10 protein-coding genes are annotated in these 12,765 nt (G+C 68.0%); 6 read left to right on the top strand and 4 right to left on the bottom strand.

The window, feature by feature from the left end:
- The first annotated feature begins 196 nt into the window (after window positions 1-196).
- Both G3N98_RS05110 and pntB read left to right on the top strand, forming a co-directional pair.
- Window positions 197-1,789 (top strand): Re/Si-specific NAD(P)(+) transhydrogenase subunit alpha, encoded by a 1,593-nt coding sequence (locus G3N98_RS05110; protein WP_206147476.1) that lies wholly within the window; start codon window positions 197-199, stop codon window positions 1,787-1,789.
- A gap of 13 nt (window positions 1,790-1,802) precedes the next feature.
- Window positions 1,803-3,215 (top strand): Re/Si-specific NAD(P)(+) transhydrogenase subunit beta, encoded by a 1,413-nt coding sequence (pntB, locus tag G3N98_RS05105; RefSeq protein WP_206147475.1) that lies wholly within the window; start codon window positions 1,803-1,805, stop codon window positions 3,213-3,215.
- Between the two features lie 245 nt (window positions 3,216-3,460).
- On the opposite strand, the gene G3N98_RS05100 is transcribed toward pntB, so the two are convergent.
- Window positions 3,461-4,084 carry an ATP-binding cassette domain-containing protein gene (locus G3N98_RS05100; protein WP_206147474.1) on the bottom strand — a complete coding sequence of 208 codons (624 nt, stop codon included), beginning with the start codon at window positions 4,082-4,084 and terminating at the stop codon, window positions 3,461-3,463.
- 191 nt (window positions 4,085-4,275) lie between these two features.
- Here G3N98_RS05100 and G3N98_RS05095 point away from each other — a divergent pair, with 191 nt between their 5' ends.
- The 4 genes from G3N98_RS05095 (at window position 4,276) to G3N98_RS05080 (ending at window position 8,752) form a co-directional block, all read left to right on the top strand.
- Window positions 4,276-4,827, top strand: a complete 552-nt coding sequence (locus tag G3N98_RS05095) for a hypothetical protein (protein WP_241025753.1) — start codon at window positions 4,276-4,278, stop codon at window positions 4,825-4,827.
- A gap of 91 nt (window positions 4,828-4,918) precedes the next feature.
- On the top strand, window positions 4,919-5,368 hold the full coding sequence (locus G3N98_RS05090) for a GNAT family N-acetyltransferase (protein WP_175239701.1): 450 nt from the start codon (window positions 4,919-4,921) through the stop codon (window positions 5,366-5,368).
- A 112-nt stretch (window positions 5,369-5,480) separates the two neighbouring features.
- Window positions 5,481-6,902 carry an HD domain-containing phosphohydrolase gene (locus G3N98_RS05085; protein ID WP_206147473.1) on the top strand — a complete coding sequence of 474 codons (1,422 nt, stop codon included), beginning with the start codon at window positions 5,481-5,483 and terminating at the stop codon, window positions 6,900-6,902.
- Between the two features lie 80 nt (window positions 6,903-6,982).
- Window positions 6,983-8,752, top strand: a complete 1,770-nt coding sequence (locus G3N98_RS05080; protein WP_206147472.1) for a histidine kinase — start codon at window positions 6,983-6,985, stop codon at window positions 8,750-8,752.
- A gap of 28 nt (window positions 8,753-8,780) precedes the next feature.
- On the opposite strand, the gene G3N98_RS05075 is transcribed toward G3N98_RS05080, so the two are convergent.
- The 3 genes from G3N98_RS05075 to G3N98_RS05065 form a co-directional block, all read right to left on the bottom strand.
- Window positions 8,781-9,902 carry an alpha/beta fold hydrolase gene (locus tag G3N98_RS05075; RefSeq protein ID WP_206147471.1) on the bottom strand — a complete coding sequence of 374 codons (1,122 nt, stop codon included), beginning with the start codon at window positions 9,900-9,902 and terminating at the stop codon, window positions 8,781-8,783.
- A gap of 257 nt (window positions 9,903-10,159) precedes the next feature.
- Complete coding sequence (locus G3N98_RS05070; protein WP_206147470.1) at window positions 10,160-11,875, bottom strand: cobalamin biosynthesis protein CobT; 1,716 nt, start codon at window positions 11,873-11,875, stop codon at window positions 10,160-10,162.
- A gap of 4 nt (window positions 11,876-11,879) precedes the next feature.
- Window positions 11,880-12,765, bottom strand: an 886-nt coding sequence (locus G3N98_RS05065; RefSeq protein ID WP_206147469.1) for an AAA family ATPase, incomplete at its 5' end; no start/stop codon positions are given.

The raw sequence follows: 12,765 nt of genomic DNA, 5'->3' as shown, positions 1-12,765 counted from the left end.
ATATTCGTCAGCATAATCAGGCAAAAGCATGAACCGGTTTGCCCTGACAAGACCATCGATTAGAGGATCGATCGTTTGTGAAATCTGCGCGGGAGTGCCAAGCTGCGCGCGGAGCAAGGTCGTACACGGATTGAGTTGGGTGACGTGAAACGCAGGCCGTAATTCCTCGCGACGGCCACTACTGACAGTTCAGGATATGACATTACTGATTGGGGTCCCTCTGGAGACGGCCCACGAGGAGCGGCGCGTAGCGACCGTTCCCGACGTGGTCGAAAAGTTGATCAAGCTCGGGTTCTCGGTGGCCGTGCAAAGCGGTGCCGGCACCGGCGCGAACTTCAGCGATGACGACTACCGCACGGCCGGCGCCGAAGTCGTGCCGACGGCCGCCGATCTATGGGGCCGCAGCGACATCGTCCTCAAGGTGCGCCCGCCGAGCAGCGACGAAGTCGCGCTGATGCGCGAGGGCGGCACGCTGATCGGCTTCGTCTGGCCGGCCCAGAACCCTGAACTGATGCAGCAGCTGGCCGCGAAGCGGGCCACGGTGCTGGCGATCGATTCGCTGCCGCGCACGCTGTCGCGCGCGCAGAAGATGGACGCACTCACGTCGATGGCCGGCGTGAGCGGCTACCGCGCCGTCATCGAGGCGGCCCATGCGTTCGGCCGCTACTTCAACGGCCAGATCACGGCCGCGGGCAAGGTGCCGCCGGCCAAGGTGTTCATCGCCGGCGCGGGCGTCGCCGGCCTCGCGGCGATCGGCACGGCCGCGGGCCTCGGCGCGATCGTGCGCGCCAACGACACGCGCGCGGAAGTGGCCGACCAGGTCAAGTCGCTCGGCGGCGAATTCGTCAAGGTCGACTACGAGGAGGAAGGCTCGGGCGGCGGCGGTTACGCGAAGGTGATGAGCGAAGGCTTCCAGCAGGCGCAGCGCGCGATGTACGCGCAGCAGGCCAAGGAGGCGGACATCATCATCACCACCGCGCTGATTCCCGGCAAGCCGGCGCCGAAGCTGATCACGGCCGAGATGGTGCAGTCGATGAAGCCGGGCAGCGTGATCGTCGACATGGCCGGCGAGCAAGGCGGCAACTGCGAACTGACGGTGCCGGGCGAAGCCGTGGTGCGTCATGGCGTGACCATCGTCGGCTACACGGATCTCGCGTCGCGCCTGGCACGACAGTCGTCGACGCTGTATGCGACCAACCTGCTGCGCGTGGTCGAGGAGCTGTGCAAGGGCAAGGACGGCACGATCAACGTCGACTTCAGCGACGACGCGATCCGTGGCCTCACGGTCATCAAGGAAGGCAACGTCACCTGGCCGCCGCCGCCGATCCAGCAGCCGGCCGCCGCCCCGAAACCCGCCACGCCGCCGGTCGCGGCAACCGCGTCCAAGGGCCACGGCCACGGCAGCGGCGCGCCGATGTCGGCGAAGTCGCTCGCCATCACGTTCGCCGTCGGCGCACTGTTGTTCCTGCTGGTCGGCCAGTTCGCGCCGGCCACGTTCCTCGCGCACTTCACGGTGTTCGTGCTGGCCTGCTTCGTCGGCTACATGGTGATCTGGAACGTCACGCCGTCGCTGCATACGCCGCTGATGAGCGTCACCAATGCGATCTCGTCGATCATCGCGATCGGCGCGCTGGTGCAGGTCGCGCCGCCGTTGGGCGACGCGGCGGCGGGGGGCCGTCCGTCCGGGCTGATCCTGGGCCTGGCGGTGGGCGCGCTGACGCTCACGGCCGTCAACATGTTCGGCGGCTTCGCGGTGACGCGTCGCATGCTGGCGATGTTCCGCAAGTAAGGAGACGACAACAATGACTTCCAATCTGACTACCGTCTCCTATATCGGCGCGGCCATCCTCTTCATCCTCAGCCTCGGCGGGCTGGCCAATCCCGAGACCGCACGGCGCGGCAACCTGCTCGGCATGATCGGCATGCTGATCGCCGTGCTCGCCACGGTACTCGGCCCGCGCGTGTCGGCCGAGGGCATTCCGTACATCGTGGCTGCGCTGGTCGTCGGCGGCGCGGTGGGGCTCTACGCCGCGAAGAAGGTGCAGATGACGCAGATGCCCGAGCTGGTTGCGCTGATGCACAGCCTGGTCGGCCTGGCGGCGTGCCTGGTGGGCTTCGCGAGCTACATCGATACGTCGGTGCAGTACACGGGCGCCGAGCACGCGATCCACGAAGTGGAAATTTATGTCGGCATCCTGATCGGTGCGGTGACCTTCGCCGGCTCGGTGATCGCATTCGGCAAGCTCTCCGGCAAGATCGGCGGCAAGCCGCTGCTGCTGCCGGCCCGGCACTGGCTCAACCTGGCCGCGCTGGTGGTGGTGATCGTGTTCGGCCGCGCGTTCCTGCATGCGGAGACGGTCCAGGACGGCATGACGCCGCTCATCGTGATGACGGTGGTGTCGCTGCTGTTCGGCGTGCACATGGTGATGGCGATCGGCGGCGCGGACATGCCCGTCGTGGTGTCGATGCTCAACAGCTACTCGGGCTGGGCGGCGGCGGCCACCGGCTTCATGCTCGGCAACGACCTGCTGATCGTGATCGGCGCGCTGGTGGGCTCGTCGGGCGCGATCCTGTCGTACATCATGTGCCGCGCGATGAACCGCAACTTCATCAGCGTGATTGCCGGCGGCTTCGGCACCGGCAGCGGTGCGCCCGCGGCGGCCGGCGGCAGTGCGCAGCCGGCCGGCGAAGTGGTGGCGGTGAGTGCGCTGGAGACGGCCGAGCTGCTGCGCGATGCGAAGAGCGTGATCATCGTGCCGGGGTACGGGATGGCCGTGGCGCAAGCCCAGCACACCGTGCATGAACTCACGAAGGTGCTGCGCGAGAAGGGCGTCGACGTGCGTTTCGCGATCCATCCGGTGGCCGGCCGCATGCCGGGGCACATGAACGTGCTGCTCGCCGAGGCGAAGGTGCCTTACGACATCGTGATGGAGATGGACGAGATCAACGGCGATTTCCCCGAAGCCGACGTGTCGATGGTGATCGGCGCGAACGACATCGTGAACCCGGCGGCGCAGGAAGATCCGGGCAGCCCGATCGCCGGCATGCCGGTGCTCGAGGTGTGGAAGGCCAAGACCTCGATCGTGATGAAGCGCAGCATGGCGTCCGGCTATGCGGGCGTCGACAATCCGCTGTTTTACAAGGACAACAACCGGATGCTGTTCGGCGACGCGAAGAAGATGCTGGACGAGGTGTTCGGGGCGTTGAAGGCCTGACGGCGCGCACGGCCGGGCGCATGCGCGGGTCGAGCGATCGCCGGCTGGGGTATCGGACAGTCGGTTGATCGAAGCCCGGTGCGCCGGCCGTGCGTATCGCGAAGGTCACGGAAGTGCGAGGCGGGAGGGGCCGTTTCGCACTTCCTTCCGGCAAAAGACGGCGTTCGATTGTCTCTGCGTCGTTCTCCCTCCAACCATCAGCCACCCCCGATCCTTCCCGGCGACTGCGCCGGCGACGATGCCGTCTATCCAGCGAATCCAAGCTCCGCAAAAGCGATGACCCTTGCGTCACAGGCGCGCGCCAGCGCCGGATCGTAAGTCGAAAAAAAGACGGCACGGTCTGCGGCCAGTGTCTTGAACAGATCGATCAGCACCGCACGCGACGCAGCATCGAGCCCGCTGTCCGGATCGTCGGCGATCACGACGGCGGGCGCGCCGAGCGTCGTGGCCGTCAGGAACAGTTTCTTGCGCGTGCCGAACGACATCTGCTCGAAGCGCTTCTCAAGATGCGGGCCGAGCCCGAATCGATCAGCCAGCTCGAGCGTGCGGGTGTCGACGACGGTCTTCCTGCCGGCCGCCACGAGATCGAGAAACGCGCGGCCCGTCTGGAGCGGATACGCCAGGCAATCGTCAGGCACGTACGCCAGCGCGGATTTCGCATCGTGCGGCGCGGTGCGCAGCGAATGGCCGCCGATCCACACCTCGCCCTCGTCCGCGTCGAGCGTGCCGGCGAGAATGGCGAGCAACGTCGATTTGCCACTGCCGGTTTCGTCGCACAGCGCCACGCATCCGGCGCCGGATGCGTAGTGGAGTCCCTTGAAGATGACGCGCTTGTCGTAGCGCTTGCCGAGATTGTCGAAGCGGAGCATGGATCGATGGTCAAACGAAAATTCGCCAGGTGAGCGCGACCCACATCATGGTCAGCGGCAGGCCTGGCAACACGGATTGTCGGGACGCGTAGCGTGGCGGCAGATAGTGTAATGCGGCAAGCGACGCGCCCGGGCAGACGACGGTGCGCCGAAAGTCGAGGCACGCGCGTCATGCAGCTCGAGTATGCTGGATGAATGCCGGCCGGATCAGCGATCAGGGCGGCAAAACTGCAAACAATCACCGCGATCGTATCGCAACCACTGGCCGCACCGGGCCGACTTCAACTCAGGAACAGGGACTCGACATGGCAGAACTGGACAACGCGCTGTACGAACGGATCGGCGCGCTGAGCGACGCGGGCGATGCGTTGATGGAAGACGGCGACTACGAAGGCGCGCTCGAGAAATTCTGGGCGGGATTCGACCTGCTTCCCGAACCCAAGACCAACTGGGAAGCCGGCACCTGGTTGATGGCCGCCATCGGCGACGTGAATTTCCATCAAGAGAACTACGCGGCCGGACGCGACAATCTCGCCCAGTCGATGCATTTCCCCAACGCGATCGGCAACCCGTTCCTGCACCTGAGGCTCGGTCAGTGCCAGTTCGAGCTGGGCGATCTCGATCGCGCGGCCGACGAACTGATGCGCGCCTATGCGAGCGGCGGGCCGGAACTGTTCGAGGACGAGGACGGCAAGTACCTGCGATTCCTGGCGACGCGGGCAGACGGCATCGAGACGCCCTGACGCGCGTGGTTCGTGCCGGCCGGCGTCGCGAGCAGGCTTCGACGCCCACGCCGGGATGCCGGGCGTTTCTCCGCATGAGCACAACTTGCCAATGAACCTGACCTTTCCCCTCGCCACCCGATCCGACGCCGAGATGCTGGTCGCCATCCGCATCGCCGCGATGCGCGACAGCCTCGAGCGCATCGGCCGCTTCGATCCCCAGCGTGCGCGCGACCGGTTTCTCGCGTCGTTCGATCCGGCGCGATGCCGCTTGATCGAAGTCGACGGCGAGAACGCAGGCTTTTTCGTGGTCCGGCCGCAAGAGGATCACTGGCTGCTCGACCATCTGTACATCGTGCCCGAGCATCAGGGAAAGGGGATCGGCGCGGCGGTGCTGCGCAAGATCTTTGCCGACGCCGATTCGCAGCAGGTGCCCGTTCGCGTCGGCGCGCTGCGCGGCAGCGATTCGAACCGTTTCTATGCCCGGCACGGCTTCGTGCAGGCCGACGAAGCGGAGTGGGACATCTACTACGTGCGCGCACCGGGTTCGGCGACGGTGTAGATCGCATCCGCGGTGTGATCCGGGTGAGCGCGTCAGCGTTTTCCCGGATACGGAATGCGCGGCGCATGCCGATGATGCAGAGAGAATACAAATACATGATCCGAGGCCAATCATGACGACATCTGCAACAAACGGACCGAATGCGGTATCGCCTGAAACGACCGGGGCGGCAGCGACATCCGACGATGCGGGTGGCGTACCGACGATCCTGCTGGTCGACGACGAGCCGAGCGTGCTGTCGGCGCTCAGGCGCGTGTTCCGTCCCGCCGGCTACGCGATCCTGACCGCGGAAAGCGGCGAGGCGGCCCTCGAGATCCTGGCGTCGACCGAAGTCGACCTGATCGTGTCCGACATGCGGATGCCGGGCATGAGCGGCGCGGAGTTCCTGGCCCGCGCACGGGCGCTCTACCCGGACACGATGCGCATCCTGCTGACCGGCTATGCGGAGATCGCGTCGGTCGTGCAGGCCGTCAACGACGGCGGCGTCTATCGCTACCTGAACAAGCCGTGGGACGATCACGACCTGCTGCTGACCATCGAACACGCACTGGAGCAGCGGCACTTGCGGCGCGAAGCGGCCCGGCTGGCCGCGCTGACGGAAGCGCAGAACGAAGCGCTGCGCCGTTTCAACACGGAACTCGAAACGCAGGTGCGCGCACGCACGGAGGAGCTCGGCCAGACCGTGATGTTCCTCGAAGCCGCGCAACGCGACCTGAAAAGCAGCTTCACCGCGATGGTCCAGGTCTGCGCGAGCATGATCGAGATACGCTGCGGGTCGGCCAGCGGTCACGCGATGCGGGTCGGCGAGATCGCGCGGCGGCTCGCGCTGGCGTCCGGGATGAGCGAGCTGCATGCGCAGGACGTCTATTTCGCGGGGCTGCTGCACGGCATCGGCAAGTTGTCGCTGCCGGACGAATTGCTGCGCAAGCCGCTCGCGAAGATGACGGCGGAAGAGCACGGCCTGTTCCTGCAGCATCCGCTGCGCGCGCAGATGGTGCTGACACCGGTCGCGCAACTGCACAAGGTCGCGTCGATCGTGCTGCACCAGTACGAGCGCTTCAACGGACGCGGCACGCCGGACGGCCTGGCGGGCGACACGATCCCGCTCGGCTCGCGAATCCTGGCGATCGCGCGTGACTTCGAAGGGCTGCGCAATGGCGACATCGGCGCGCCGCATTCGGTCGAGCAGGCGCTCGACGCGTTGCGCTCGCAGGCCGGCGTGCGTTACGACCCGCGGATCGTCGACGGCCTGACCGAACTGATGCGGGACCCGGCGAGCCTCGGCATCGCGGCGTCCGTCGCGGAGATCAAGTCCGCGCAGCTGCGCGAAGGGATGCAGCTCGCCGACGATCTGCGCACGCATCGCGGCGTGCTGCTGATGACCAAGGGCAGCGTGATGTCGGCGCACCAGATCGAGCTCGTGCGCCGCTTCGAGACGCGCGAGGGCACGTCGTTCGACATCCTCGTGCTGGCCGGCCAGACTGCGGCGAAGCCGGCGCAGAGCGCGCCGAATGCAGGCGCGGCGCCGGCCTGAGCCCGGCCGCGCGGCCTGATGGCCGCGGTGCACGACTGCGCGCCGCGGCAACGCACTCACCTCGATCCGGGCGCTCGATCATGTACGGCACCTACCATCTCCCGCTCGTCCTGCTGTCGCTCGCGATCGCGACGCTGGCGTCCTATACGACACTCGACCTGGCCGCCTTCATTTCGCTGCTCGACAACCCGAAGCTCAAGCGTGCGTGGCTGGGCGGCGGCGCGGTGGCCATGGGCACCGGCATCTGGTCGATGCATTTCGTCGGCATGCTCGCGTTTTCGCTGCCGATTCCGCTCGGCTACGCATGGCCGGATACGGGCGCGTCGCTGGCGATTGCCGTGCTCGTGTCGTACTTCGCGCTGACGGTCGTCACGCGCGCACGGCTGGGCTGGCGGCGGCTGCTCGTGGGCGGCGCGCTGATGGGCGCCGGGATCGCCGGCATGCATTACGCGGGGATGGCCGCGATGCGCATGGAACCCGGCATCCGCTACGATGCCGCACTGTTCGCCGCGTCGATCGGCATCGCGGTGATCGCGTCGACGGCCGCGCTCTGGATCGCGCAGGCGTTGCGCGTGCAGCAGGCGCGCCATGCGACCGCCCAGCGGGTCGGTGCGGCTTTCATCATGGGTGTCGGCATCACCGGCATGCACTACACGGCGATGGCGGCCGCGCATTTCGCGCCGGACGCGCGGTGCGGGGCCGCGAACGGGGTCGATACGCCCTGGCTCGCGACGACGGTCACGCTGTTCACGACGGGAACCCTGGTCGTCACGCTGTTGCTGACCCGATTCGATGCGCGCACAACCTTCCTGCGCGGGATGACCGACACGCTCGAGCGGCTCGTGCGCTTGCGCACCGTCGAACTGGAACGCGCGCTGCACCGCTACGAGCAGACGACGGCGATGCTGCAGCGCACGCGCGAGAACATGGCGACCGAGATCGACGAACGCAAGGCCGCGCAGGCGCGGCTCGAACAGGAGAAGGACGAGCAGCGGCGCCTGCTGCACGTGCTCGAGGAAACCCACGTGCAGCTGCTGCAGTCGGAAAAGCTCGCGTCGATCGGTCAGCTCGCGGCCGGTGTCGCGCACGAGATCAACAATCCGATCGGCTTCGTCAGTGCGAACCTCAACACGTTGAAGACATGGGTGCGTAGCCTTCTGGACGTGATCGCCGCGCATGAAGCCGCGCTGCCGCAGCTCGACCCGGCCGCGCGCGACGCGCTGGCGGCGACGGGTCGCGCGGCGGACCTCGACTACGTGCGCGGCGAGATCGGGACGCTGATCGACGAATCGATCGACGGCGCGCTGCGCGTGCGGCGCATCGTGCAGGACCTGCGCGATTTCTCGCGTCCGGCCAGCGACGAGTGGAGCGTGGTCGATCTCCGCGCGGGCCTGGAAAGCACGCTCAACGTCGTCCACAACGAACTCAAGTACAAGGCCGACATCGTGCGCGATTACGGTGAGGTGCCGCAGGTCGAATGCCTGCCGTCGCAGTTGAACCAGGTGTTCATGAACCTGCTGGTGAACGCGGCGCACGCGATTCCCGAGCGCGGCGTGATCACGATCCGCACGTCGAGCGACGGCGAGCAGGTGTCGATCGCGATCAGCGACACCGGGACGGGGATGACGCCCGACGTCGTCCGGCGGATCTTCGATCCGTTCTTCACGACGAAGCCGGTCGGGCAGGGCACGGGGCTGGGCTTGTCGGTCTCGCATGGCATCGTCAAGCGCCATCGCGGCACCATCGACGTGACGAGCGAGCCCGGGCGGGGCACGACGTTCTGCGTCCGGATACCGATACGGCGCGCCGGCGATCGAGAGAACACGGCGGAGTTGGCGCACCGGGCGTGATGCCACGGGCCGGCGCGGTGGTTACGCGTCAGCGCAGCCGCTTGCGGTGTTGGCGACGAAAGAAATGCCAGAACATCGCGGTGGCGTCCGGCCCCGTGGCGGAATGAAACGGTTCGCGCGGGTCGCCGCCGCTCCACGCATGTGGCAGCCGGCGGACGATGCAGACCCGGACGACGAGACGCCCGGCCTTGAGATAGTCGACGTAGTCGGCATCGTCGCGCGCATACGTGCGCTGCTCGCCCACCCGTATCGCGCCGTGCTCGTCGACGAGCCGGTTGAGCCGCGCGAACGCGATGCCGAGCTGCGTCGCGTTACGGTCGGTCACGACCGTATCGAGTGCACCGTGCATGACGAGGGCCGGCATGCCGGGATAGGACGCGACGTCGGCGCACGCATCGACCGCGCGTATCGGGTCGTCGCGCAGGCCGCGACGCATCAGGTTCATCGCCGCCAACGCGGACGACGGCGGGGCGATGGCCGGGCCGGAGTGCAGGCCGACGGCCGCGAAGCGGTCGGGATACCGGATCGCCAGTGCCGCGGCGAGCCCGGCTCCGGCGGACATGCCGGCCAGGTAGATCCGGTCGCGGTCGAAGCCGTGCTGTCGCACGATGGCGTCGACCAGCGACGTGACGGCCGCGGCTTCCGACTCCGTCGCGTCGCCATGCCAGTGCCAGCAGCGGTGCGCATGCGCGGTCTTGGCCTGTTCGGGAAACAGCACGGCGAACCCCGAGCGTTCGGCGAGACGGCACATGCGCGTGCCCGCGGCAAACGATTCGGCACTCTGCTTGCAGCCGTGCAGCATGACGACGACCGGCATGCCGGCTGTGGTCGCCGGTGCGGCGGGGAGATATAGCGCGTAGGCAAGGTGGTTCACGTAGCGGCCGGCGCTCGGGCCGGCGGAATGAAACGAGCGGAGCCACGTGCCGGGCGCCTTGTCCGCCGGGGCGCGAGCGGGATGCGCGGTGCCGGTGCCGGTGCCGGTGCCGGTGCGTCGGGCGGGACGCACGGTGACGGCTGGCCGGGCGACCGGCTTGACCGCTCGCTTGGCGGCCGGTCGCGGCTTGCTCGTGCGCTTCGTCGGGCGCGCGCCGGCGGCGACGGAGAGCAGTTCGAGGGGACGCAACCAGAGGCTGGTTTTTTTCCTGGGCATGTGCAGTTTCGTGCCGGCGGCCGACCGTGGCAGGAAGACGCGGCCGACTCCGCCGTCGCGTTGACAATCGAAAGGGGGCGCGGAGCAAGGATCGTGCTGCCGGCCGCGTGCACATCGAAACCGGTCGGCCGGTCGAATGCAACGGAACGCGGGATGCTGCGTAAGCGTGGCGATTCGAGTCGGCCATCGGCGATGCTAACCGTCCGATGTGACGCGCCGGCGAATCGAAGTGTGCTTCGACCCTGTCGCGTGCGAGGCTAGCGCCGATCCAGCAGTGTATCGCTCAATACACCGAACGCCGCGCCCGGCAGCTCGTGCAGATGCTCGACCACGCTGCTGACCGGATAGAAGGTTTCCACCGCATCGTCGAGGATCCCGACACCAATCAGTTCGACGCGCCGCTCGCGCAGCGCATCGACGCGGGCGCGCAGGTCGGTGCGCAGGATCGCCGGGTTGCCGTCGCCGGTGGCCGGATAGCCGTCCGACAGCACCATCAGGATTCGTCGCTGCGCCCGCTTCGCCAGCAGCCGCTCGGCGGCCCAGCTCAACGCCTCGCCGTCGGGATTCTCGTGGCCGCATTCGATGCACGCGAGGCCGCTCGGATTGTCGGAATCGAACCGCTTGTAGACGCGCAGGTCGAGCCGTTCGACGAACCGGTTATAGCCGAACGTGTCGCGGCCCGCGTCGATCCAGCGCTGGTAGTGCGCGCGCATCGCGGCATCCTCGACGGAGCTGTAGCCGAGCACTTCGCATGCGAAGCCGAGCTGCGTCAGCGCATCGCACAGCGCTGCCGCGCACAGTGTGGCGAGTTCGATCTTCCTGCCGGCCATCGACCCGCTGCAATCGATCAGCAGGCTCACAGCCGCGTCGCGCCCGGGTGCGGCGCGCCGGACGCGGAATGGCGTGCGATAGCCGGGCGACGTGACGAGGCGGGCGAGCGACATCCGGTCGAGCTCGCCGCGTTCCTGTTCGCGTTTCCAGCGCGTCTGCTCGTCCACTTTCAACGCGCGTTCGAGTTTCAGCTTGAGCGGCTCGGTCTGCGCGCGGGCCGCGCTTCGCAGGCGGTGCCAGCGCGCCGGTTCGCCGTTGCCGGTGAAGTCCGTCACCGTGTCGAACGCGGTGGTCAGCGGGACCGACAGCAGCGGCCGGTTGTCCGCGGACAGGCGGATCGTGCCGGGCATCGCATCGGCCGGCGTCGGTGCTTCGGTGGACGATGCCGTGTCGGCGATCGCCCCGGCGCCCGATTCGGCGGAAACGGGCGCACGGGAGTCGTCCGGCGCGTGCTGGCCGTCCGACTCGAATTCGGCGGCGATGCTGTCGCTGTCGATCGTGCTGCCCGGATCGGCCGTGAACATCATGTTGTTCGCACCGGCCGACGCCAGCGCGCGCACGCGTTCGACGATCCGGTGCGCGGCGCGGATGCTGTCGGCGGTCGATGTGGCTGCACGCGCTGCGTCGACGAGATCGCCCGATGCAGCCATCGTCGCGTCGAGCGACGGCATGCGCTCGATGGAAGGCGGCGGTTCGTCCCACAGCGCCCGTTCGATGCGCCACACCAGCCTGTCGCGCCATGCCATGCGAGGCCACCGGCGGAGCGTGTCGGCGGCCGTCGCCGCGCGCATCCGCCGCAGGAACGTCGTCGCGCCGGGATAGATCGCAGCGAGGCAGCCGGCCGCGCGCCGGTCGTCGATCGCCTGCGCGATGGCCCGCACCGCGGGCGACGACAGTGCGGCAATGTCATCGATCGCACCGAAGCGGGTGCGCGCTGCATAGAGATCGACGAGGCCGGTGATCGCATCGTCGTCGACATCGGCGTCGCCGGCGCCGGTGAGCAGCGTGTCGGGCAATACCAGCAAGTCGTGCTGCGCGACCGGCCCGTGGCGCGCGAACCGCACCTCGATGCCGTGCCGTTGCGTGAGCGTGCGGGCCAGCCGGGTCAGGTGGAGCGACCGCGCGTCGTCGTCCCGGTCCATCGCGTCAGGCCTCGACGTCGATGTAGTGGCGAATGATGCTGCGGATCAGGTCGGCGTCTTCCGCGCCGACCTTCGCATAGATCGTCGGGCCGGCGGCCGATTCGGGATCGCCGGTGCGCAGCATCAGCTCGGCCCAGTCGATCAGGCGCCGCGTCGAGAACGCGCTGGCCAGATCCTCGCGGACGAACGCGGCGCGGCAGTCGGCCGCGATGGCCGCGAGCGTGTCGGCCATCGCCGCGGTCATGGCCGGGCCGAACGTGCGCTGCAGCACGCGCGCCTCGTCGGGCGGCGGCAGGTAGTCGAGGCGGTAGACGCGCCAGCGGTCGAGAAACGCCTCGTTCATCACGTTGGCGCCCTGGTACAGATGGCGGAACTGCCCCATCGCGCCCACCGCATTGGCCGTCGCGAACAGGCGGAACGACGGATGCGGGACGACGATCTCGTTGCCTTTCTCCTTCAGCAACAAGCGGCCGGCCGGTTCGAGCACGGCGGTCAGCACCGCGAGGATCGCCGGTTCCGCGAAGTCGATCTCGTCGACGATGAGCCACAGCCCTTCACGCATCGCGGTCGGCAGCACGCCGTCGACCCAGATCGTCTCGCCGCCCTTGACGGTCCAGAACCCGACGAAGTCGCCGACCGTCGTCTGCCCGTTCATGTTCGAGCGCAGCACGCCATGGCCGGCCAGCGCGGCGGCCTGCTCGATGAGGCTGGTCTTGCCCGTGCCGGTGTGGCCGATCAGCAGGATGCGCCGGTTCTCGACGATGTCTTCCAGCACGTTCGTCACGCGTGCGGTGAACAGGTAGGCCGGGTTCAACGGCGGCACGAGCGGCCCGCCCGGGCCGCGCGGCATCGGCACGCCGCCCACCTGCACGACGTGCGCCGCGTCACCA

Origin of the sequence: Burkholderia sp. Tr-20390, assembly GCF_017104595.1 — a bacterium.
Classification (GTDB): Bacteria; Pseudomonadota; Gammaproteobacteria; order Burkholderiales; family Burkholderiaceae; genus Burkholderia.
This window is presented reverse-complemented; position numbering and strand designations above follow the sequence as displayed.

Excerpts from the sequence above, each read along its gene's own strand:
- G3N98_RS05110 (WP_206147476.1), top strand. The coding sequence starts at position 197 with ATGACATTACTGATTGGGGTCCCTCTGGAGACGGCCCACGAGGAGCGG.
- pntB (WP_206147475.1), top strand. The coding sequence starts at position 1,803 with ATGACTTCCAATCTGACTACCGTCTCCTATATCGGCGCGGCCATCCTC.
- G3N98_RS05100 (WP_206147474.1), bottom strand. The coding sequence starts at position 4,084 with ATGCTCCGCTTCGACAATCTCGGCAAGCGCTACGACAAGCGCGTCATC.
- G3N98_RS05095 (WP_241025753.1), top strand. The coding sequence starts at position 4,276 with ATGAATGCCGGCCGGATCAGCGATCAGGGCGGCAAAACTGCAAACAAT.
- G3N98_RS05090 (WP_175239701.1), top strand. The coding sequence starts at position 4,919 with ATGAACCTGACCTTTCCCCTCGCCACCCGATCCGACGCCGAGATGCTG.
- G3N98_RS05085 (WP_206147473.1), top strand. The coding sequence starts at position 5,481 with ATGACGACATCTGCAACAAACGGACCGAATGCGGTATCGCCTGAAACG.
- G3N98_RS05080 (WP_206147472.1), top strand. The coding sequence starts at position 6,983 with ATGTACGGCACCTACCATCTCCCGCTCGTCCTGCTGTCGCTCGCGATC.
- G3N98_RS05075 (WP_206147471.1), bottom strand. The coding sequence starts at position 9,902 with ATGCCCAGGAAAAAAACCAGCCTCTGGTTGCGTCCCCTCGAACTGCTC.
- G3N98_RS05070 (WP_206147470.1), bottom strand. The coding sequence starts at position 11,875 with ATGGACCGGGACGACGACGCGCGGTCGCTCCACCTGACCCGGCTGGCC.